This is a genomic window from Variovorax sp. PAMC26660 (assembly GCF_014302995.1).
Classification (GTDB): domain Bacteria; phylum Pseudomonadota; class Gammaproteobacteria; order Burkholderiales; family Burkholderiaceae_C; genus Variovorax.
This window is the reverse complement of the sequence record NZ_CP060295.1, coordinates 2745283-2765342: the sequence shown is the minus strand read 5'-3', so window position 1 is coordinate 2765342 and position 20060 is coordinate 2745283. Positions and strand designations below refer to the sequence as shown.

General features: G+C 67.0%; 23 protein-coding genes. 16 read left to right on the top strand and 7 right to left on the bottom strand.

Annotation, left to right across the window (positions count from 1 at the left end):
- Positions 1-4: 4 nt before the first annotated feature.
- A complete protein-coding gene (locus H7F35_RS13350; RefSeq protein WP_187113318.1) occupies positions 5-436 on the bottom strand; it encodes a glycerate kinase in 432 nt (143 codons plus the stop codon).
- A complete protein-coding gene (locus tag H7F35_RS13345; RefSeq protein WP_222622022.1) occupies positions 424-813 on the bottom strand; it encodes a VOC family protein in 390 nt (129 codons plus the stop codon). Before H7F35_RS13345 ends, H7F35_RS13350 begins: the two co-directional genes overlap by 13 nt.
- A 175-nt stretch (positions 814-988) precedes the next feature.
- On the opposite strand from H7F35_RS13345, the gene H7F35_RS13340 reads away from it, so the two are divergent.
- Positions 989-1444 (top strand): hypothetical protein, encoded by a 456-nt coding sequence (locus H7F35_RS13340; protein ID WP_187113317.1) that lies wholly within the window; start codon positions 989-991, stop codon positions 1442-1444.
- 49 nt (positions 1445-1493) lie between these two features.
- Here the strand turns inward: H7F35_RS13340 and H7F35_RS13335 are convergent, their stop codons facing one another.
- The gene (locus tag H7F35_RS13335) at positions 1494-3011 is read right to left on the bottom strand and encodes a BCCT family transporter (RefSeq protein WP_187113316.1); all 1518 of its coding nucleotides are present in this window, start codon (positions 3009-3011) and stop codon (positions 1494-1496) included.
- An 87-nt stretch (positions 3012-3098) separates the two neighbouring features.
- The gene (gene radA / locus H7F35_RS13330; protein WP_187113315.1) at positions 3099-4487 is read right to left on the bottom strand and encodes a DNA repair protein RadA; all 1389 of its coding nucleotides are present in this window, start codon (positions 4485-4487) and stop codon (positions 3099-3101) included.
- Between the two features lie 99 nt (positions 4488-4586).
- Here radA and hpaR point away from each other — a divergent pair, with 99 nt between their 5' ends.
- From hpaR to H7F35_RS13255, 15 genes are all read left to right on the top strand, one after another.
- Positions 4587-5021: a homoprotocatechuate degradation operon regulator HpaR gene (gene hpaR / locus H7F35_RS13325; RefSeq protein ID WP_187113314.1), complete on the top strand. Its 435-nt coding sequence runs from the start codon at positions 4587-4589 to the stop codon at positions 5019-5021.
- The gene (locus H7F35_RS13320; protein ID WP_187113313.1) at positions 5018-5653 is read left to right on the top strand and encodes a fumarylacetoacetate hydrolase family protein; all 636 of its coding nucleotides are present in this window, start codon (positions 5018-5020) and stop codon (positions 5651-5653) included. Before hpaR ends, H7F35_RS13320 begins: the two co-directional genes overlap by 4 nt.
- A complete protein-coding gene (locus H7F35_RS13315; RefSeq protein ID WP_187113312.1) occupies positions 5650-6432 on the top strand; it encodes a fumarylacetoacetate hydrolase family protein in 783 nt (260 codons plus the stop codon). Before H7F35_RS13320 ends, H7F35_RS13315 begins: the two co-directional genes overlap by 4 nt.
- Positions 6429-7892, top strand: a complete 1464-nt coding sequence (hpaE, locus tag H7F35_RS13310; RefSeq protein WP_187113311.1) for a 5-carboxymethyl-2-hydroxymuconate semialdehyde dehydrogenase — start codon at positions 6429-6431, stop codon at positions 7890-7892. Before H7F35_RS13315 ends, hpaE begins: the two co-directional genes overlap by 4 nt.
- Positions 7893-7894: 2 nt before the next feature.
- The gene (locus H7F35_RS13305; protein WP_187113310.1) at positions 7895-8863 is read left to right on the top strand and encodes a tripartite tricarboxylate transporter substrate binding protein; all 969 of its coding nucleotides are present in this window, start codon (positions 7895-7897) and stop codon (positions 8861-8863) included.
- A 3-nt stretch (positions 8864-8866) separates the two neighbouring features.
- Positions 8867-9202, top strand: a complete 336-nt coding sequence (locus H7F35_RS13300) for an aromatic ring-opening dioxygenase subunit LigA (protein ID WP_187113309.1) — start codon at positions 8867-8869, stop codon at positions 9200-9202.
- Positions 9199-10026 carry an extradiol ring-cleavage dioxygenase gene (locus tag H7F35_RS13295; protein WP_187113308.1) on the top strand — a complete coding sequence of 276 codons (828 nt, stop codon included), beginning with the start codon at positions 9199-9201 and terminating at the stop codon, positions 10024-10026. The genes H7F35_RS13300 and H7F35_RS13295 overlap by 4 nt, the downstream gene beginning before the upstream one ends.
- A gap of 16 nt (positions 10027-10042) precedes the next feature.
- Positions 10043-10450, top strand: a complete 408-nt coding sequence (locus H7F35_RS13290; RefSeq protein ID WP_187113307.1) for a 5-carboxymethyl-2-hydroxymuconate Delta-isomerase — start codon at positions 10043-10045, stop codon at positions 10448-10450.
- A gap of 13 nt (positions 10451-10463) precedes the next feature.
- Positions 10464-11267 (top strand): 2-oxo-hept-4-ene-1,7-dioate hydratase, encoded by an 804-nt coding sequence (hpaH, locus tag H7F35_RS13285; RefSeq protein ID WP_187113306.1) that lies wholly within the window; start codon positions 10464-10466, stop codon positions 11265-11267.
- Positions 11268-11278: 11 nt separating this feature from the next.
- Positions 11279-12100, top strand: coding sequence for a 4-hydroxy-2-oxoheptanedioate aldolase (gene hpaI, locus H7F35_RS13280; protein WP_187113305.1), 822 nt, complete (start codon positions 11279-11281; stop codon positions 12098-12100).
- An 88-nt stretch (positions 12101-12188) separates the two neighbouring features.
- Complete coding sequence (locus H7F35_RS13275; RefSeq protein ID WP_261803682.1) at positions 12189-12593, top strand: ester cyclase; 405 nt, start codon at positions 12189-12191, stop codon at positions 12591-12593.
- Positions 12594-12630: 37 nt separating this feature from the next.
- Positions 12631-14367, top strand: coding sequence for a dihydroxy-acid dehydratase (gene ilvD, locus H7F35_RS13270; protein ID WP_187113303.1), 1737 nt, complete (start codon positions 12631-12633; stop codon positions 14365-14367).
- Between the two features lie 38 nt (positions 14368-14405).
- Positions 14406-15407: a Bug family tripartite tricarboxylate transporter substrate binding protein gene (locus tag H7F35_RS13265; protein ID WP_187113302.1), complete on the top strand. Its 1002-nt coding sequence runs from the start codon at positions 14406-14408 to the stop codon at positions 15405-15407.
- A 22-nt stretch (positions 15408-15429) separates the two neighbouring features.
- Positions 15430-16224, top strand: coding sequence for a class II aldolase/adducin family protein (locus tag H7F35_RS13260; RefSeq protein ID WP_187113301.1), 795 nt, complete (start codon positions 15430-15432; stop codon positions 16222-16224).
- A gap of 13 nt (positions 16225-16237) precedes the next feature.
- On the top strand, positions 16238-17215 hold the full coding sequence (locus H7F35_RS13255) for a 2-dehydropantoate 2-reductase (protein ID WP_187113300.1): 978 nt from the start codon (positions 16238-16240) through the stop codon (positions 17213-17215).
- A 67-nt stretch (positions 17216-17282) separates the two neighbouring features.
- Here the strand turns inward: H7F35_RS13255 and H7F35_RS13250 are convergent, their stop codons facing one another.
- From H7F35_RS13250 to H7F35_RS13240, 3 genes are all read right to left on the bottom strand, one after another.
- Positions 17283-18059 (bottom strand): hypothetical protein, encoded by a 777-nt coding sequence (locus tag H7F35_RS13250; protein ID WP_187113299.1) that lies wholly within the window; start codon positions 18057-18059, stop codon positions 17283-17285.
- Between the two features lie 111 nt (positions 18060-18170).
- Positions 18171-18983, bottom strand: coding sequence for a hypothetical protein (locus H7F35_RS13245; RefSeq protein WP_187113298.1), 813 nt, complete (start codon positions 18981-18983; stop codon positions 18171-18173).
- Between the two features lie 73 nt (positions 18984-19056).
- Positions 19057-20010: a DMT family transporter gene (locus H7F35_RS13240; protein ID WP_187113297.1), complete on the bottom strand. Its 954-nt coding sequence runs from the start codon at positions 20008-20010 to the stop codon at positions 19057-19059.
- Positions 20011-20060 lie beyond the last annotated feature (50 nt).

Below are 20060 nucleotides of genomic sequence, written 5' to 3'. Positions count from 1 at the left end.
CCGATCAGTTCGCGGGGGTGTTGTCTTCTTCGAGCGGCGTTTCCGGGCGCGTCATTTCCCAGCTTTGCAACTTGCCGCCGTTGAACACGGCATCGACGTAGGAGCCGCCGCCGTCGGTCCAGCGGTACAGCTCGGGCTGCTCGTCCTTGGGCGAACGCAGCTCGCCGAGGGCGCGCGTCATCGCGATGACGTGCATCAGCGTCGCGCCCGGCTTGAGCTTGGCATTGAGCATCACGGCGCTGCCGACATAGCCCACTGGCCGCTCGGCCGCCCGCTTGAGCACCTGCATCGCGCGGTTGAAATGCAGCAGCAGGAACATCACGATCGCGCCGCCGGCCAGTGCAACACCACCCCAGCCACCAGTGCGCCAGGCCAGACCAAGAAGGAGGATGGCGCCCACGGGCACCAGCAATTTCTGAAAATTCATGGCGCGCATTGTCGCCGCCCGCTGGATGGGCCCCGCAGGCCAATGCAGTTTCCCCACGGGTCGCGCACCTGGCACATGCGCTCCTCGCCCTCGATCTGCATTGGGCCGCGGTACAGCGTCGCGCCCAGCGACTGGAAATGACCCAGGGCCGCCTCGAAGCTCTCGACGTTCCAGTACACGACCGAACCGAAGGCGCCGGAGCCGACTTTCTCTTCCGCCGGAACGATCTCCAGCAGCACGCCGAAGAGCGACAGGCACTCGAAGGCCGGCGTGCCGATCGACACCCGCACGGCATCCGGAAAGGCGCGCTCGTACCAACGAAGCGCCGCCTCGGCATCGGCGACGTGGACCATGACTGCGGCAATGGGAAGAGGCGTCGATTTCATTGGCGGCCTGTGAACGTGGGAGCGCGATTCTGCCGCCCGGCTTCGCATGCCGCAGTAGCGGCCGTGGCTACTTCCGGGCGCGCGGCGCGGTACTCATCGCGAAAAGCGCAGGGCGCGAAGGTCGCACCGGGCACATTTCGCTTCACGGGCATCAGCCCGGGCCACTGAAAAGCGTATGACCATTCCGCGTTCCGTCACCCTCGTCCGTCTCACCCTTGTCGCCACGCTCACAGCCGCCGCACTCAGCGGTTGCTACGTGGTGCCGCTGGGGCAGCCAGCGCCCAACATGCCGTCGTCGCAAAGCTATGCGGTGGCACCGGTGCCGGTGGCACAGACCTTCAGCGCACGGCTCTATCCGTCCAACGCAGAAGCGGCACGCTACGGGACGATCGGCGGCACGGTGACCAGCGACTTGAACGGGCGCGGCCACTTCAATGCGCAGATCGGTGGAGAACAGTTTCAGGGAGAGGCAACCCGGGTCGCCGGCTCGCGGGGGACCGGCGTGGCGAATGCCACCGGCAGCCGCGGCGGCAACCTGAGTTGCCAGTACACGATGAACTCGGCCACGTTGGGCAGCGGCCAATGCGTGCTCAACAGCGGACCGGCGTTCACGATGCACATCGGGGGATAGGGGGGCTGCCCGGCGCGCCACTGGTGCGCCGGGCTTTTTTTAACAAGAGCTAACCGTTCACGAGCTGCCGCATCTTGCGTCGCAGCTCGCGTTCGCGTTTCTGCTCCGCGTTCCAGTCGTCGCGGATGGCCAGCGTGACCGACAGCGCCATCAGCAGGATCACGAACGCGAACGGCAGGGCGAACACGATGGTCGCGGTCTGTATCGCCTTGATCCCGCCCGCGAACAGCAGGCTCAGCGCAATCGCCGCCACCAGCACGCCCCAGGTGATCTTGACGCGGGCCGGCGGGTTCGGGTTGCCCTTGGTGCTCATGATGCCCAGCACCAGCGTCGCGGAATCGCCCGAGGTCACGAAGAACACGAACACCAGCAGCGTTGCGACCATCGACAGCAGCATGCCCATGGGCATGGCCTTGAACATCACGAACATGGTGGTCGACACATCGGCCTTCACCGCCTCGACCAGCGGCACGCCTTGGAATATCTGGAAGTTGAGCGCCGCGCCACCGAACACAGAGAACCATGCGAAGCCCACCAGCGTGGGCGCGATCACCGTGCCCAGGATGAACTGGCGGATCGTGCGGCCACGCGACACGCGCGCGATGAACAGGCCCACGAACGGCGACCATGCCAGCCACCAGGCCCAGTAGAAGAGTGTCCAGTCGCCGACCCACGAGCTGTTGCGGAACGGGTTCATGCGCAGGCTCATGCGGACGAACTCGGCAAGGTACGAACCCAGCGTGTTGGTGAAGGTCTCGACGATGGCAATGGTCGGACCCACGATCAGCACCACGAGCGCCAGCAGTGCCGCCAGCACCAGGTTGCCCATCGACAGCCACTTCACACCGCGCTCGACGCCGGTGACCGCCGAGGTGATGAACAGCACCGTCGTCACGATGATGATGGCCGCCTGCGTGCCCTGCCCGATCGCCACGCCGAAGGCCGCGTGCAACCCGCTGTTGATCTGCGTCGCGCCCATGCCCAGCGAGGCCGCGACGCCGAAGGCCGTGGCCACCACCGCCAGCACGTTGAAGGCCGGCGACAGCCGCTGCACGAAGCGCCACGGCAAAGCCTCGGTGGCCGAACTGACCAGCGGCAGCGCCTTGCGTCGGAACGTGAAGAAGGCAATCGACAGGCCGACGATGCCGTAGATCGCCCACGGGTGCAGGCCCCAGTGAAAGAACGCGTAGCGCATCGCCACGCCGGCGGCGTCGGGCGTGCCCGGGATCACGCCCGGCGGTGGGTTCGTGTAGTGCGAGATCGGCTCGGCCACGCCCCAGAACACCAGCCCGATGCCCATGCCGGCCGCGAACAGCATCGCGAACCATGCGGCGAGCGAAAACTCGGGCTCGTCGTCTTCATCGCCCAGCTTCAGGTCGCCGAAGCGGCTGAAGGCCAGGAAGAACGCCAGCACCACCAGCCCGAGCACCACCCACAGGTAGAACCAGCCGAAGTTGCGCGTGATGCCGGCCAGCGCGGTGCTGAACACGCTGTCGAGCGTGGCCGGCGAAACCAGCCCCCACAGGACGACCGCCGCGATCAGGCTGGCGGAAACGATGAGTTGCATGGTGAAGGTCCTCCGAAGGTGTGAACGGCTGCGCCACCGCCCGCAGGGTAACCTGCGGGGCGGCCGGCGGCACGAACCTGTCGTCGGTCAGTCGAGGCGGCGCACCACGTCCATCGCTTCCTCGATGCGCTCGACGGGGTGGATGGTCAGGCCTTCGATTTCCTTGGCGCCCTTGCGCGGCGCGTTGGCCTTGGGCACCACGGCGACGCTGAAGCCCAGCTTGGCGGCTTCGCGCAGGCGCTCCTGCCCACGCGGCGCGGGGCGCACCTCGCCGGCCAGGCCCACCTCGCCAAAGGCGATGAAGCCCTTGGGCAGCGGCTTGCCGCGCAGGCTGGAGGTGATGGCCAGCATCACGGCCAGGTCGGCGGCGGGTTCGCTGATGCGCACGCCGCCCACCGCGTTGACGAACACGTCCTGGTCCATGCAGGCCACGCCGGCGTGGCGGTGCAGCACCGCCAGCAGCATGGCCAAGCGGTCGCGGTCCAGGCCCACCGACAGGCGGCGCGGGCTGGGGCCGCCGTTGTCGACCAGCGCCTGGATTTCCACCAGCATCGGCCGCGTGCCTTCGAGCGTGACCAGCACCACGCTGCCGGGCACCGGCTCGGCATGCTGGCTCAGGAAGATGGCGCTCGGGTTGGTCACGCCTTTCAGGCCGCGCTCGGTCATGGCGAACACGCCGATCTCGTTCACGGCGCCGAAGCGGTTCTTGATGGCGCGCACGAGGCGAAAGCTCGAATGCGTGTCGCCCTCGAAGTACAGCACCGTGTCGACCATGTGTTCGAGCACGCGCGGGCCGGCCAGCGCGCCTTCTTTCGTGACGTGGCCCACCAGCACCACGGCCGTGCCGCTGGTCTTGGCAAAGCGCGTGAGATGGGCCGCGCATTCGCGCACCTGCGCCACCGAACCGGGCGCGGAGGTGAGCTGGTCGGAATACACCGTCTGGATCGAGTCGATCACCGCGATGGCCGGGCGCGTGGCGTCGAGCGTAGCGATGATTTTTTCAAGCTGGATCTCGGCCAGCACCTGCACCTGCGAATGGTCGAGCCCGAGGCGACGCGAACGCAGCGCGACCTGCGCGCCGCTTTCTTCACCGGTGACGTACAGCGCGTTCTGCCCCGCGCGCTGCAGCGCATCGACCGCCTGCAGCAGCAGCGTCGACTTGCCGATGCCCGGGTCGCCGCCGATCAGCGTGACGCCGCCCGAGACGATGCCGCCGCCCAGCACGCGATCGAGTTCGTCGATCCCGGTGGGCGTGCGCGCGATGTCGGTGGCCTCGATCTCGGACAGCGTGGCGAGTTCGGAAACGCCCGCCAGCGGAGAAAACTGCGTGCTGAAGCGGTTGTTGGCCGGTGCGTTGCTGCCGGCCACCTGTTCGATCAATGTGTTCCAGGCGCCGCAGCTCGGGCATTTGCCGAGCCATTTGGGGCTGGTGCCGCCGCATTCACTGCAGACGAAAGTTGTTTTGTCCTTGGCCATCTGCAGAGTTTAGGTGTCCGCACAAACCCTGATGGCTGACGCCTTGGAAAGAAAGAGCGATTCATTTAACATGTTAAGTAATTTCGAGAGGCACAGCTTTTGAGCACCACCTTCACGCACCGCAATTTGCCGCGCCTGCTGCTGCAGGCACGCGAAGCCGTGATGGCCCACACGCGGCCCAGCCTGCGCGAACACGCGCTGTCCGACCAGCAATGGCGCGTGCTGCGCGTGCTGGGCGAGCACGGCGCGGTCGACACCGGCCGCGTCGCGCGCGAGGCCTTCATCCTCGGCCCCAGCCTCACCGGCGTGCTCGCGCGCATGGAGCGCGACGACCTCATCACCCGCAGCCGCGACCCGGCCGACCAGCGCCGCACCGTGGTCGAGGCCACGCCGCATGGCATGAAGCTCGTGAAGCGGCTGGGCAGCAGCATCGAGTCGCACTACGCGTGGATGGAAGAGTCCATGGGCAAGGCCAAGCTCACGCAGCTCTATGGGCTGCTCGACGAACTCATCGCACTGGAACAACCCTCATGAGCCACAACGCTCCTTTCATGCCGACCGGCACCGTGTACGGCACGCTGCTGAACTTTCGCGCCGAGGTCGAGGCGCTCGCGCCGCAGATGACGCAGGCGCCCTACAAGGCTCCGCCCAAAGCGCCCGTGCTCTATGTGAAGACGGCCAACACCTGGAGCCCGCACGGCAGCGCCATCACGGTGCCCGCCGCGGTGCCTGAAGTGGAAATCGGCGCCAGCATCGGCATGGTGATCGGCGCCGAAGGCGACGTCGAAGGCTTCGTGCTGATGAACGACCTGTCGATTCCGCATGCCAGCTTCTTCCGCCCGCCGGTGAAGTTCAAGTGCGTCGACGGCTTCCTGGGCATCGGCCCGGCGCTGCGCGACGCACAGGACGTGGCCGACCCCGCGAACTTCCGCGCCGAGGTGCGCATCAACGGCGAGCTGAAGCAGTCGATCGATTTCTCGCAGCTCGTGCGCCCGGCCAGGCAACTGCTCGCCGAGGTCGGCGACTTCATGACGCTCGCGCACGGCGACGTGCTGATGCTCGGCTGCGACGCCGGCCGGCCGCTGGCACGCGCGGGCGACCGCATCGACATTTCCGCGCCGGGCTTCGAGACCCTGAGCAACACGCTGGTGAAGGAAGCCGCATGAAGCACGCACGCGTCATCCACGAAGGCCGCGAACACACCGGTATCGCCCACGATTTCAACGGCCAGCAAGACGCCGCCGTGCGACTGGAAGACGGCCGCATCGTGCCGCAGGAACAGCTCACCTGGCTGCCCCCGCTCGCGCCCACGGCGCGCCCGCGCACCATCCTCGCGCTCGGCCTGAACTACGCCGACCACGCCAAGGAACTCGAATTCAAGGCGCCCGAAGAACCGCTGGTGTTCGTCAAGGGACAGAGTGCGTTGATCGGCCACCGCCAGCTCACGCACCGCCCGGCCGACGTGAAGTTCATGCACTACGAGTGCGAACTCGCCATCGTCATCGGCAAGACCGCGAAGAACGTGAAGCGCGACGACGCCTATGACTTCATCGGCGGCTACACGGTGGCCAACGACTACGCGATCCGCGACTACCTGGAGAACTGGTATCGCCCCAACCTGCGCGTGAAAAACCGCGACACCTGCACGCCGCTGGGCCCGTGGTTCGTCGATGCGGCCGATGTGCCCGACCCCATGGCGCTCGCGCTGCGCACCACCGTCAACGGCGCGGTCACACAGCAAGGCAACACGCGCGACATGATCTTCGATGCGCCCTTCCTCATCGAATACTTCAGCCGCTTCATGACGCTGTCGCCGGGCGACCTGATCCTCACGGGCACGCCGGACGGCGTGGTCGATTGCCAGCCGGGCGACGTCATCGTCACCGAGATCGAGCGCATCGGCGCGCTCATGAACACCATCGAGACCATTCAAGGAAAAGCATGAGAGTCGATCACCTGATCAACGGCAAGAGCGTTGCCGGCACCGATTACTTCGAGACCGTCAACCCCGCCACGCAGGAAGTGCTGGCCGAAGTCGCCTCGGGCGGCGAAGCCGAAGTGAACGCCGCCGTGGCCGCCGCCAAGGCCGCCTTTCCCAAGTGGGCCGGCATGCCCGCGCCCGAGCGTGCCAAGCTAATCCGCAAGCTCGGCGACTTGATCGCCGCGCACGTGCCCGAGATCGCGCAGACCGAAACCAACGACTGCGGCCAGGTGATTGCGCAGACCGGCAAGCAGCTCATTCCACGTGCGGCCGACAACTTCTATTACTTCGCCGAGATGTGCACGCGTGTCGACGGCCACACCTACCCCACGCCCACGCACCTGAACTACACGCTGTTCCACCCGGTGGGCGTGTGCGCGCTCATCAGCCCATGGAACGTGCCCTTCATGACGGCCACCTGGAAGGTCGCGCCCTGCCTGGCCTTCGGCAACACGGCCGTGCTGAAGATGAGCGAGTTGTCGCCGCTCACGGCCGCGCGCCTGGGCGAGCTGGCGCTCGAAGCCGGCATTCCGCCCGGCGTGCTGAACCTGGTGCACGGCTACGGCAAGGAAGCCGGCGAGCCGCTGGTGGGCCACCCCGACGTGCGCGCGATCTCGTTCACCGGCTCCACCGCCACGGGCAACCGCATCGTGAAGAGCGCGGGCCTGAAGAAGTTCAGCATGGAGCTGGGCGGCAAGAGCCCCTTCGTGATCTTCGAGGACGCGGATCTCGACCGCGCGCTCGACGCGGCCGTGTTCATGATCTTCAGCAACAACGGCGAGCGCTGCACGGCCGGCTCGCGCATCCTGGTGCAGCAATCGATCTACGCCGACTTCGCCGCGAAGTTCGCGGAGCGCGCGAAACGCATCACCGTGGGTGACCCGCTCGACGAGAAGACCATCGTCGGCCCGATGATTTCGCAGGCGCATCTGGCCAAGGTGCGCAGCTACATCGAGCTGGGCCCGAAAGAAGGCGCGACGCTGCTGTGCGGCGGCCTCGAAGCGCCGTCGAACCTGCCCGACCGCGTGAAGAAGGGCAACTACGTCATGCCCACCGTGTTCGCCGATGTCGACAACCGCATGAAGATCGCGCAGGACGAGATCTTCGGCCCCGTTGCCTGCCTGATCCCGTTCAAGGACGAGGCCGATGCGATCCGCCTGGCCAACGACATCCAGTACGGCCTGAGCAGCTACGTGTGGACCGAGAACATCGGCAAGGCCCATCGCGTGGCCGCCGCCGTGGAAGCCGGCATGTGCTTCGTCAACAGCCAGAACGTGCGTGACCTGCGCCAGCCCTTCGGCGGCACCAAGTCCTCGGGCACGGGCCGCGAAGGCGGCACCTGGAGCTACGAAGTGTTCTGCGAACCGAAGAACATCGCGGTGTCGATGGGCTCGCACCACATTCCGCACTGGGGCGTGGCGTGAGCATGCAACGCCGCACACTGCTGCAAGGCGCAGCAGCCCTCGCGGCACTGCCCTCGCTGGCGCGCGCGCAGGCGGCGTGGCCCAACAAGCCGGTCCGCGTGATCGTGCCCTTCACGCCCGGCGGCACCACCGACTTCGTGGCGCGGCTCGTGGGCGTGGAACTGTCGAAGGCGCTGGGCCAGCCCGTCATCATCGACAACAAGCCCGGCGCAGGCACGGTGATCGGCGTCGATGCGGCCGCCAAGGCCGCGCCCGACGGCTACACCTTCGTCTGCGTGGCCAACAGCTTCACGGCCAACCAGACGCTGATCCGCAAGCTCCCCTACGACACGCAGAAAGACCTGCGCCCGGTCGCGCTCATGGGCATGTCGGAGCACGTGCTCGCCACGCACCCGAACAGCGGACTGAAAACACTGGCCGACCTGCGCAACGCAGCCAAGGCCAAGCCGGGCACGCTGAGCTTTGCCTCTTTCGGCAACGGCACCTCGGCGCACCTGTCGGGCGAAATGCTCAAGCAGCAGATGGCCCTGGACATCGTGCACGTGCCCTACAAGGGACAAGGCCCGGCGCTGACCGACCTGCTCGGCGGCCAGGTGACGATGATGTTCGGCAACTGGCCCGAGTTCCGCAGCCACGTGCAGAACGGCAAGCTCATTGCACTGGGCATGGCGACCGCGCAACGCTCGCAGTACGCGCCTTCCATACCCACACTGGCCGAACAGGGTGTGGCCATCGAGTCCAATTCGTGGAACGGCCTGCTGGCGCCCAGCGGCACGCCCGATGCCATCGTGCAACGCATGAACGCCGAGGTGAACCGTGCGCTCGCGGGGCCGGTGGTGAGCGAGGCCTTCCACAAGGGCGGCATTGCGTCGCTGTCGGGCACGCCGGAGCGCTTCGCGGCTTTCATCCAGAGCGAGATCGCGAAGTACGGCGACGTGATCCGCAAGGCCAACATCCAGATCGAGGGCTGACCGATGAGCCTCTATGCGATGCAGAAATTTTTGTTCGCGCTCAACCGCGAAGCGGAGGTGCAGCGCCGCTATGCCGAAGGCGGCGACACGCGCGCGGTGCTGCTCGCCGGCTACGACCTCGATGACGAGGAACGCGAAGCCATCGGCACCGGCAACATCGGCAAGCTCTACGTACTCGGCTGCAACGGCCAGTTGCTGATGCACTTCGCGCCACTGCTCGGCATTGCATGGGCCGACTACCTCGAAGCCATGCGTGAAGGCGTGCGCAAGTACGGTCCGGTACGCGCCGGCATCTACGCAATGACAACAGGCACAGACGAAAAGGTGGCGGGCGTATGAGTCTGGTTTTTGCAGGCGTGTGCAGCCACGCCCCCGGCATCACGGGCCGCTCCCATCTGGCCGACCCTGCCGTGAAGGACGAGTTCCACGCGCAGTTCCACCGCTTCGGCGAGGCGATGCGTGCCACGAAGCCCGACGCGGTGATCGTCATCGCGGCCGAGCACTTCGCGAACTTCTTCATGAACAACATGCCGGCCTATGCGATCGGCATGGCCGACAGCTACGAAGGTCCGATCGAAGACCCGAAGTGGCTCGGCATCGAGAAGCACAAGATCCCCGGTGACGCGGCACTCTCGCAGCGCCTGATCCGCGAAGTGATGCAGACGGTGGACGTGGCCTACGCGGAAGAATGGAAGTTCGACCACGGCATCATGGTGCCGCTGAACTTCCTCACGCCGAAGTTCGACACCAGGATCATCCCGGTGAACATCAACTGCCAGGGCCCGCCGCTCACGCCGCTGCACCGCGCCTGGGCCTTCGGCGAGGCATTGCGCCGCGCCTGCGACAAGGCGCCCGAGCGCATTGCGCTGGTGGGCACCGGCGGCATCTCGCACTGGCCGGCCACGCCCGACTCGGGCAAGGTCAATGCCGAGTGGGATGCCGAGTTCATGCGCCGCTGGTGCGCCAACGACCGAGAAGCATTGCTCTCGCAGGCCGACTACAACGACGAGGCCACCTACCGCGAAGCGGGCCAGGGCGGCTTCGAGATCCGCACCTTCCTGAGCGTGGCCGCCGCCGCGCGCGGCAAGGGCGAGATCCTCCACATGAAGGCCATTCCGATCTTCGCGGTGACCTGCACGGCCGCCGTGATGTCGGTGGAATGAAGAACGGAGCCACGACATGCCCCACCTGGTGATCCTGTACACGCCCAACATCGAAGCCGAGACCGACATCTCGGCGCTGTGCCGCACGCTGGCCGACACCATGCTCAAGCAGCGCGACGAAGCCGACAAGCCGGTGTTTCCCATCGGCGGCACACGCGTGCTGGCCTACCCCGCCGCGCACTACGCGGTGGCCGACGGCAAGGCCGACTACGCCTTCGTGTACCTCAACATCCGCATGGCGCCAGGGCGCTCCGAGGCGGTGAAGAAAAAGGCCGGTGACGAACTGCTGGCCGACGTGCGCGCGCATTTCGCGCCGATCTTCGACAAGCGGCACATCGGCATCACGCTGCAGATCGACGAAAGCCCCGGGCAGGTGTACGACGGCAAGCACAGCAACCTGCACCCCCTGTTCAATAAGTCATAAGAAGCGAGCCGACATGCTGTCCAAAGCCACCATCGCCCAACTGGCCGCCGAACTGCACGAAAGCGAAAAGTCGCGCGTGCAGGTCGAGCATTTCTCCAAGCGCTTTCCCGAGATGACCATCGAAGATGGCTACGCCATCTCGCGCGAGTGGGTGAAGAACAAGATCGCCGAAGGCCGCATCGTGAAGGGCCACAAGATCGGCCTGACCTCGCGCGCCATGCAGCAGTCCAGCCAGATCGACGAGCCCGACTACGGCACGCTGCTGGACGACATGTTCTTCGAGCAGGGCGGCGACATCCCGTTCAAGCGCTTCATCGCGCCGCGCGTCGAGGTCGAGCTGGCCTTCATCCTGGGCAAGAAACTGCAGGGCCCGAACGTGACCATCTTCGACGTGCTGGCCGCCACCGACTACGTGGTGCCCGCCATCGAGATCATCGACGCGCGCATCGAGCAGTTCGACCGGCACACCAAGGCGCCGCGCAAGGTGTTCGACACCATCGCCGACAACGCGGCCAATGCGGGCATCGTGCTCGGCGGCCGGCCGGTGAAGCCCGATGCGGTCGACCTGCGCTGGGTGAGCGCGCTGCTCTACAAGAACGGCGTGATCGAGGAGACCGGCGTGGCGGCGGGCGTGCTCAACCACCCCGCCACCGGCGTGGCATGGCTCGCGAACAAGCTCGCGCCGTGGGACGAATGCCTGGAAGCCGGCGAAGTGGTGCTGGGCGGCTCGTTCACGCGGCCCACCAACGCAGTGCCGGGCGACACGTTCCATGCCGACTACGGCCCTCTCGGCGCCATCTCCTTCCGCTTCGTCTGAAAGCCTTCTTCATGCAAACACCCACCAACACCTTCAAGCAGGCCCTGCAGGCCGGCAAGCCCCAGATCGGCCTGTGGGTCGGCCTGGCCGACGGCTATGCGGCCGAGATCCTGGCCGGCACCGGCTACGACTGGCTGCTGGTCGACGGCGAGCACGCGCCCAACGACGTGCGCTCGGTGCTCGCGCAACTGCAGGGCATCTCCAGCGCGTGGTCGGCGCAGCCCGAGGCCGAGCACTCGCACCCGGTTGTCCGCATTCCCGTGGGCGACACCACGCTCATCAAGCAGTACCTGGACATCGGCGCGCAGACGCTGCTGGTGCCGATGGTCGACACAGCCGAGCAGGCCGCGCGGCTGGTGCAGGGCATGCGCTATCCCCCCGAAGGCATTCGCGGCATGGGCAGCGCGCTGGCACGCGCCTCGCGCTGGCAGGCCTATCCCAACTACCTGCACGAGGCCAATGCACAGACCTGCCTGCTGGTGCAGGCCGAGACGGTCGAGGCGATGAAGAACCTCGACGCCATCGCGGCCACGCCGGGCGTGGATGGCGTGTTCATCGGGCCGGCCGACCTGTCGGCCTCGATGGGCTTCGTGGGTCAGCCCAACCACCCCGAGGTGCAGGCCGTGATCGCCGATGCCATCGCGCGCATCCTGAAGGCCGGCAAGGCGCCAGGCATTCTGTCGACCACCGAGGAGCAGGCGCGCAAATGGCTTGCGGCCGGCGCGCTGTTCGTGGCGGTGGGCGTGGACACCATCGTGCTCGCGGCAGCGGCCAAGCAACTGCTGGCGAAGTACAGGAACTCGGCGAAGACCGACGCTGTCAACGGCTACTGATCTTTCAACCAAGGGTTATCCAATGCAACGCATCACCTGGACGGCCATCGCCGCGACCGCCACCCTGTTCCTCGCAGCCTGCGCCCCCATGGGCGGTGCCACGCAAGGTGCCACCTCGCAACAGGAAGCCAACCGCCAGACCGTGCTCGCCTTCTACGAGAAGGGCCTGAACCAGAAGGACGCCGACGCGGCCCTGCAGTACGTGGGCAACCGCTACGTGCAGCACAACCCCACGGCCGCCGATGGCCCCGAGGGCTTTCGCAAGTTCGTCGCCTTCCTGCGCGAGAAGTTTCCCAAGTCGCACAGCGACATCAAGCGCAGCTTCGTCGATGGCGACTACGTGATCCTGCATGTGAACGCGGTGCGCGAGCCGGGCACGCGCGGCAGCGCCATCGTCGACATCTTCAAGCTCGAGAACGGCAAGATCGTCGAGCACTGGGACGTGGTGCAACCCGTTCCCGAAACCGCCGCCAACAAGAACGGCATGTTCTGACCTCCTGAAACCAAGCCAGCCAACGCCAGCCAGCCCGATGACCACGCCAACCGATCCGACGCCCAAGCGCTTTCGCTCCGCCACCATCCGCGAAGGCACGATCCGCGCGACCACGCGCAGCTTCCTGCACGCGCTGGGGCAGGACGACGAGGACATCGCGCGTCCGCACATCGGCGTGTTCCATACGGGCGGCGAAATGAGCCCGTGCAACCTCAACCTGCGCGAGCAGGCGCAGCATGCCAAGACCGGCATCTACGCGGGCGGCGGCACGCCGCACGAATGCCCGGTGGTGTCGATCAGCGACGGGCTGACCATGGCGCATTCGGGCATGCGCTTCTCGCTGGTCTCGCGCGAGCTGATCGCCGACAGCGTGGAAGCCTCCACGCGCGGGCACCAGTGGGACGGCATTTTCGCCATCGGTGCCTGCGACAAGAACCTGCCGGGCCTGATGATGGGCATGGTCCGCTGCAACGTGCCGAGCGTGTTCGTGCACGGCGGCTCGGCGCTGCCGGGGCAGATGCCGGGGCCGGACGGCCGCGACCTGAACGTGGTCGACACCTACGAGACCATCGGCAAGGTGCTGGCCGGCACCGCCACGCACGACGAACTCGATGCCATGAGCCGCGCCTGCCTGCCCACGGCCGGCGCGTGCGCGGGGCAGTTCACGGCCAACACGATGGGCATGGTGTCCGAGGCGCTGGGCCTGGCGCCCATCGGTTCGAGCATGGTGCCGGCCGTGTTCAGCGAACGCGCGCCATTGATGCGCCGCGCGGCAAAGAATCTCATGAAAGCGGTGATGGGCGACAGCCCGCTGCCGCGCGACATCGTCACGCGCAAGGCGCTGGAGAACGCCTGCGCGGTGGTCTCCGCCACGGGCGGCTCGACCAATGCCGCGCTTCACCTGCCGGCGATTGCGCACGAGGCCGGCATCAAGTTTCACCTCGACGACGTGGCCGAAGTGTTCGCGCGCACGCCGCTCATCGCCGACCTGCGCCCGGGCGGCCAGTACCTGGCGCGCGACGTGTTCTACATCGGCGGTGCTGGCGTCATCCTGCGCACGTTGCTGGAGCAGGGCTTCCTGCACGGCGACGTGCTCACTTTTACCGGCCGCACGATGGCCGAAGAACTTGCAAGCGCCCTCGCCCCCGATGGCCGCGTCGTGCGCGAGGCCGGCAACCCGATCACGCGCGACGGCGGCCTGGCGGTGCTCAAGGGCAACCTCTGCCCCGACGGTGCGCTGCTCAAGACGGCGGGCCTGAAGGCGCTGGTGTTTCGCGGCCCGGCGCGCGTCTTCAACTCCGAAGAAGAAGCGCAGACCGCCGTGCAGAACCGCCGCTACGAAGCGGGCGACGTGATCGTGATCCGCAACGAGGGCCCCAAGGGCAGCCCCGGCATGCGCGAGATGCTGGGCATCACCGCCCTGCTCTATGGCCAGGGCATGGGCGACAAGGTCGCGCTGCTGACCGACGGCCGTTTCTCGGGCGCCACGCGCGGCCTGTGCATCGGCTATGCGGGGCCCGAAGCGGCCGATGGCGGCCCGATCGCGGCATTGCGCGACGGCGACGTGATCGCCATCGACGCGCGGGCCGAGGCACGCTCGATCTCGGTCGAACTGGGCGCGGAGGAAATCGCCGCACGGCTGGCCGGCCGCAAAGTCAACGCAGGCATCGCCCAAGGCGGCGTGCTCGAAAAATATGCACTCACCGTGCGCCCGGCCCACCAGGGCGCCGTGACCCATTCGGGCGCGGTCACGTGGCTGCGCGACGAGTCCTGAAGTTCTGCAGCACGACAACAAAACGGAGACAACCGACCATGCCGATTTCACGCCGCCAGCTTCTTCAGACCACGAGCGCATCCGCGCTGCTCGCCAGCATCGGCCAGCAGGCCTTTGCACAAGCCCATCCGCCGCAGCTCGACACCGCGCGCATCATCACGGGCTTTTCGGCCGGTGGCACCTCCGACGTCACCTGCCGCCGCGTCGCCACCAAGCTGAGCCCTGGCTATGCCACGAGTTCGGTGGTGGTCGAGAACCGCACCGGGGCGGGCGGGCAGATCGCCATCTCGTACGTGAAGGGCCAGCCTGCCGATGGTTCGACCATGCTGCAGACGCCGACCTCGATGCTCACGATCTACCCGCACATCTACAAGAAGCTGCCGTACGACCCGGTGGCCGACCTGGCGCCGGTCTCGCTGGCCTGCGTGTTCGACTTCGGCTTCGCGGTCGGCCCGGCCGTGCCGGCCAGCGTGAAGACGGTGCCCGAGTTCCTGGCCTGGGCCAAGGCCAACCCGGCGGGTGCCAATTTCGGCTCGCCCGCCGCGGGCTCCACGCCGCACTTCATCGGCGCGCTGCTCGCCAAGAACGCCGACATCACGCTGCAGCACGTGGCCTATCGCGGCACACAGCCGGCCATGCTGGACCTGCTGGGCGGCAGCGTCTCGGCCGTGTCCGGCCCCATCGGCGACATCACGCAGCACCTGGCCAGCGGCAAGGTGCGCATCCTCGGCACCTCGGGCACCAAGCGCAGCCGCTTCGCGCCCGACGTGCCGACGCTGGTCGAACAAGGCCTGAAGGACATGGCCTTCAGCGAATGGTTCGGCTTTTTCCTGCCCGCCAAGGCCTCGCACGAAGTGGTGGCGCGACTGAACGCCGCCATGAAGCAGGCCATCGCGTCGAAGGACGTGGTCGACGGGCTCGCCGGCATCGGGCTGGAAGCGATGTCGTCCTCGCCCGCCGAGCTGGCCGAACTGCTCAAGAAAGACACCGCCATGTGGGCGCCGATCGTCAAGAAGATCGGCTTCACGGCCGACGCCTGACAACCCCGAAAAGGAACCGCAAATGAACACCGCCACAGCCGCGCCAACCGCCTCCTCGCTGGTCCATCCCAACCTGCATCCCGACGAGCGCGCCGCGCGCGAAGAGCTTGCCGCCTGCTACCGCGTGTTCGCGATGCTGGGCTGGGTCGAGATGATCTACAACCACATCACGGTGCGGCTGCCCGACAGCGTGACGGGCGGCGAGAAGCAGTTCCTCATCAACCCCTTCGGCCTGCACTACAGCGAGGTCACGGCCAGCAACCTCGTGAAGATCGATCTGCACGGCAAGGTGCTCGACGGGTCCACGCACAAGGTGAACCCGGCCGGCTTCGTGGTGCATGCCGCCATTCACGATGGCCTGCCCGGCGCGCACTGCGTGATGCACACGCACACAACAGCCGGCGTGGCCGTGGCCTGCCTGCAGGGCGGCCTGCAGCAGACCAACTTCTATACCGCCCAGTTGCACGACATGGTGGCGTACCACGACTTCGAGGGCATCACGATCCATGCCGACGAAGGCCCGCGCCTGCTCAAGAGCATCGGCAACCGCAACGCGGTGATCCTGCGCAACCACGGCCTGCTGGCCTGGGGCCAGACGCTGCCGCAGACCTTCGCGATTCTCTGGACGCTGCAGCGCGCCTGCGAGATCCAGATGGCGACCTTCTCGATGGGCGCGGCCATTCCGGTGAGCGAGGACATCGCACAGCGCTGCACGCGCGACGCGCTGCAGTTCAGCCCTGAGCACGGCGCCGGACAAGACGTGTTCAATGCGCTGGTGCGGCAGGTGGACCGCATCGACCCGAGCTACAGAAACTGAGGCGAGCTTTCCCATGAAGATTTGTATTTACGGCGCTGGCGCCATCGGCGGCTGGATCGGCGTTGGCCTGGCGCAAGCGGGCCAGCGGCTCAACGTGGTGGCGCGCGGCGCCACGCTCGAGGCGCTGCAACGCGACGGCCTCTCGCTGATGCGCGGCGACGTGCGCACGCGCGTGCCAGTCAACGCAGTGGCCGACCCCGAAGCGCTCGGCGCGCAAGACCTGGTGGTGATCGCCGTGAAGGCGCCCGCGCTGGCCGGCGTGGCCGAACGCATCGGGCCGCTGATCGGGCCCGACACCCTCGTGCTGGTCGCAATGAACGGCGTGCCGTGGTGGTTTCTCGAAGGCGGCTTCGGCGGCGAGATCACGGGGCGCCGGCTCGCGGCGGTCGACCCCGAAGGCGCGATTGCCAAGGCCATTCCGGCGCACAACGTCATCGGCTGCGTGGTGCACGCGAGCTGTTCGCTCGACGGGCCCGGCGTGGTGCGGCATCACTTCGGCAACGGGCTGATCGTGGGCGAGCCTTCTGGCGAAGCCACCCCGCGCGTGCAGAAACTGGTCGAGCTGCTCAAGAGCACCGGCATCGACACCACGCTGTCGCCGCAGATCCAGAAGGACGTGTGGTTCAAGCTGTGGGGCAACATGACGGTGAACCCGATCAGCGCGCTGACCGGCGCTACCACCGACCTGATCATGGGCGACGACTACGTGCGTGGCTTCATCTCGGCCGTGATGCTCGAAGCCAAGGAAATCGGCCGGCGCATCGGCATCGAGATCACGCAGAGCCCGGAAGACCGGCATGCGGTGACGATGAAGCTGGGCGCGTTCAAGACCTCGATGCTGCAGGACGTGGAAGCCGGGCGCTCGGTGGAGCTGGATGCGCTGGTGACGGTGGTGCGCGAACTGGGTGTGCTGACGGGCGTGGCCACGCCGTTCACGGATGCGCTGCTGGGGCTGGCGCGGTTGAGGACGCGGCAGCTCGGGCTTTATTGAGCTTGCTGCGCAGTCACCTTGGCCCGTCCGCATGAGCCAAGGTGCTCGAACCCCGTGCCTCGGGCAGTCACTGTGCTTCTCGCACGAGCTTCCTGGCGCGAAAGTACCCGCGTGCTCGCGCGGAAAAACCGAACGCGTAGAACCAATAAGCCAGGCCCGCGATCACCAGCAGACCACCCACGGCCTCGGCCGAACGGCCCAGTGCAGGGTCGTGATAAGGCTCTGGCGAGCTGGCGATTTCCTGAACCATCTGGACCCGGACGCAGGCCGCAATAAGCAGGGCAATGAAGACCAGCCCCAGCACACGCGCCCCTCTCGCGCCGCTGAAAACAGCGGCAAGCATCCAGGCGACCCCGGCAAATGCGATACCGCGCCAGCCCAGTTCGAAAGCGACGCTCGGTGCGTTTGCGGCGTGCGCACCCATCCACCACGTCAGCACGCCATACAGACCATGAGCGATGGCCAGCGCGGCGGCGGTGCCGATGATCAACACGATCCAATGCGCGATGGGCCGGGTCAGCGACTCCCGCACGCAGGCCTTCTCCAACGCGACGCGCGCGTCAGCGCCTTCCGCATTGGGGGGAAACCGCACGCGGCGGTACATGCGCCGGAACTTCGCGTAGACCAGCCACGGCAGCACGACGCCTATCAGGATCAAGGACGTTGAAGCCATTTCCGGAATGCTCTTTCCGGCCGGGAACCGCGCCAGCAGAGAGGGGACCAGAGAGAGGGCGACCGTCGCGGCGAAGGTCCCCACCGCCCAATACCCGCGCCGGCTCTGAGGCGCCGCCTTGTGCCGGAAGATGAAGACAAGGGCGACGAACAACGACAGATAAGCCAACATGGATGCGTGGTCCTGAATTCGCTAGCGGTGGGTGGCGCACATTCTGTAGTAAAGCGCCAGCGCTCCCCGCCGGCATCCTCACCCCAGATCAGGCGATGCGCCGACGAAGAATCACCAGCGTTTTTCGGGCGCCGCCGCCAGCGTCTCGGTGCAACTGGCCACGGCCTTCGCGCGCTCCTCGCGCAGCCGCTGCCAGTTGTCGGCCTTCCATTGCGTCCACGCCACGGGCTCCGATTGATAGAAGCACTCGAGCGGCGGGCGCATGAAGCCGGGGCGGCCAAGCTCGGCACCGAACTTCAGGCGGAACAGCTCATCGGTTCCCGTGAGGTTTTCGTAGACCAGATGCCACGGCCCCGGGAGCAGGGGCGTGTCGGCCTCTTTCTGGATCTTCCGCGCCTCTTCGATTTCTTCGGGGGTGGAGCCGTCCGTCAGGGCCGTGGCGAGTGCGGCCTCGGCGCGCTTGCGGTAGATGTCGGTGGCGACTTTGCTCAAGGCATCGTTCAGCTCGCTCATGGCCGGGTTGACGGCCAGCGGATCGTCCTTGAGCTCTTCCGGCGTCACGCCGCCCAAGTCGTCTTTCGAGAAACCCTGTCCGCCGATGGAGAGCCTGCCCGCGATCAAGGTCGTGGCCACGTTCAGCGCGACCTGCCCCGCGATGTAGCTGCCCGTGTCTTCGCGCCGGACCACGCGAAGCCGTTCGATGCCGGGCTTGTAGAGGCCCCGGTTGAAGCGCAGGCGCGTCGTTGGCTGTGGCACTGGCGCTACCGCTGCTTCGGCAAGCGCAGCCGGCGTGTCCGCGGCAACCGCCGCGGGTTCAGTTGCCGGGGCCGGCACCTCCGGCTCGGCGGCATACGCCGAGAAACCGAGGATGGCCAGCGCGATGCCGCATGTGAAAGCGGCGTGTGGTCGTTTTTTCAAGATCATGTGAACGGTTCTTCCTCCGGCCGGGATTGTCCTTGGCCGGAGGAGGACGTCCCGCAGATGCACGCCCAAAAACTCAAGACTGTGCGCGCGGCGCGACAGTCCTTTGCGGCATCGTCACCCACCACGCCGCCACCACGATCAACAACCCGCCGGCCCATCCCCAGGCCCCGATCCGCTCCCCGAACCCATACGCCGCGATCAGCGCACCGAACACCGGCTCGCTGCCCATCAGCAACGACACCCGGCTCGGGCTCGAGCGCGAGGCGGCGTGGTTCTGCGCGAAGAACGCGAAGACCGTGCACAGCAGCACGAGGTAAGCCATGCCCCACCAGAAGGATGCCGTGGCGGGCGGCATGTGCCAGGCGCCGTTCGGCGGCGATGCGACGAGCGATATCGCCATCGCACCGAGCGCCATCACGCCCGACTGCACGGCTGTCAGCGTGAGCGCGGGCATCGCATGCCGGCCGGCCAGCCGCCGCGTCATGCACACCATCACGGCGCGCAGGAAGGCGGCGACCACCATCAGGCCGTCGCCCCAGCCCACGGAGATGTCGGCGGGCGACGTGGCCGACAGCATCGCCGCGCCCAACGCCGACAGGCCCGCCGCCCAGAACACGCGTCGCACGGGCCGCTGCCCGAGCAGCCACCATTCGACAAAGGGCGTGAACGCCACGCACAGGCTGATGAGAAAGGCGGCGTTGCTCGCCGTGGTGAGCGACACGCCGAAGGTCTCGCACACGAAGATCGCCAGCAGGTTGGCGCCGAGCAGGCCACCTACCGCCAGGCCTTGCCGCCATTGCGCGTTGAACAACGGCCTGAGCGCCGGCAGCAGCACGAGGAAGGTCAGGCCGAAGCGCAGCGCGATGAACTCCAGCACGGGCAGTTGCTGCGTGGCCTGCTTGGCGACGGCATAGCTGCCGCCCCACACGGCGGCCACCAGCAGCAGCATGATTTCGGCGGGGCCGATGCCTGCCCACTTCGCGCCCCAACCGGCCGGCGCGGCGCCGCGCAACTGCTTTGAATCCATACTGTCGGCCCATCGTCCATGAACAAGAAAGAAGAAATTGTTCCTGGCTT

Bases quoted from the DNA above. Each gene is read 5' to 3' on its own strand.
- hpaI (WP_187113305.1), top strand. From the start codon at position 11,279: ATGCAAACACCCACCAACACCTTCAAGCAGGCCCTGCAGGCCGGCAAG.
- radA (WP_187113315.1), bottom strand. From the start codon at position 4,487: ATGGCCAAGGACAAAACAACTTTCGTCTGCAGTGAATGCGGCGGCACC.
- H7F35_RS13255 (WP_187113300.1), top strand. From the start codon at position 16,238: ATGAAGATTTGTATTTACGGCGCTGGCGCCATCGGCGGCTGGATCGGC.
- H7F35_RS13345 (WP_222622022.1), bottom strand. From the start codon at position 813: ATGAAATCGACGCCTCTTCCCATTGCCGCAGTCATGGTCCACGTCGCC.
- hpaH (WP_187113306.1), top strand. From the start codon at position 10,464: ATGCTGTCCAAAGCCACCATCGCCCAACTGGCCGCCGAACTGCACGAA.
- H7F35_RS13260 (WP_187113301.1), top strand. From the start codon at position 15,430: ATGAACACCGCCACAGCCGCGCCAACCGCCTCCTCGCTGGTCCATCCC.
- H7F35_RS13335 (WP_187113316.1), bottom strand. From the start codon at position 3,011: ATGCAACTCATCGTTTCCGCCAGCCTGATCGCGGCGGTCGTCCTGTGG.
- H7F35_RS13300 (WP_187113309.1), top strand. From the start codon at position 8,867: ATGAGCCTCTATGCGATGCAGAAATTTTTGTTCGCGCTCAACCGCGAA.
- ilvD (WP_187113303.1), top strand. From the start codon at position 12,631: ATGACCACGCCAACCGATCCGACGCCCAAGCGCTTTCGCTCCGCCACC.
- hpaE (WP_187113311.1), top strand. From the start codon at position 6,429: ATGAGAGTCGATCACCTGATCAACGGCAAGAGCGTTGCCGGCACCGAT.
- H7F35_RS13350 (WP_187113318.1), bottom strand. From the start codon at position 436: ATGCGCGCCATGAATTTTCAGAAATTGCTGGTGCCCGTGGGCGCCATC.
- H7F35_RS13305 (WP_187113310.1), top strand. From the start codon at position 7,895: ATGCAACGCCGCACACTGCTGCAAGGCGCAGCAGCCCTCGCGGCACTG.
- H7F35_RS13315 (WP_187113312.1), top strand. From the start codon at position 5,650: ATGAAGCACGCACGCGTCATCCACGAAGGCCGCGAACACACCGGTATC.
- H7F35_RS13295 (WP_187113308.1), top strand. From the start codon at position 9,199: ATGAGTCTGGTTTTTGCAGGCGTGTGCAGCCACGCCCCCGGCATCACG.
- H7F35_RS13275 (WP_261803682.1), top strand. From the start codon at position 12,189: ATGGGCGGTGCCACGCAAGGTGCCACCTCGCAACAGGAAGCCAACCGC.
- H7F35_RS13240 (WP_187113297.1), bottom strand. From the start codon at position 20,010: ATGGATTCAAAGCAGTTGCGCGGCGCCGCGCCGGCCGGTTGGGGCGCG.
- H7F35_RS13320 (WP_187113313.1), top strand. From the start codon at position 5,018: ATGAGCCACAACGCTCCTTTCATGCCGACCGGCACCGTGTACGGCACG.
- H7F35_RS13265 (WP_187113302.1), top strand. From the start codon at position 14,406: ATGCCGATTTCACGCCGCCAGCTTCTTCAGACCACGAGCGCATCCGCG.
- H7F35_RS13250 (WP_187113299.1), bottom strand. From the start codon at position 18,059: ATGTTGGCTTATCTGTCGTTGTTCGTCGCCCTTGTCTTCATCTTCCGG.
- H7F35_RS13245 (WP_187113298.1), bottom strand. From the start codon at position 18,983: ATGATCTTGAAAAAACGACCACACGCCGCTTTCACATGCGGCATCGCG.
- H7F35_RS13340 (WP_187113317.1), top strand. From the start codon at position 989: ATGACCATTCCGCGTTCCGTCACCCTCGTCCGTCTCACCCTTGTCGCC.
- H7F35_RS13290 (WP_187113307.1), top strand. From the start codon at position 10,043: ATGCCCCACCTGGTGATCCTGTACACGCCCAACATCGAAGCCGAGACC.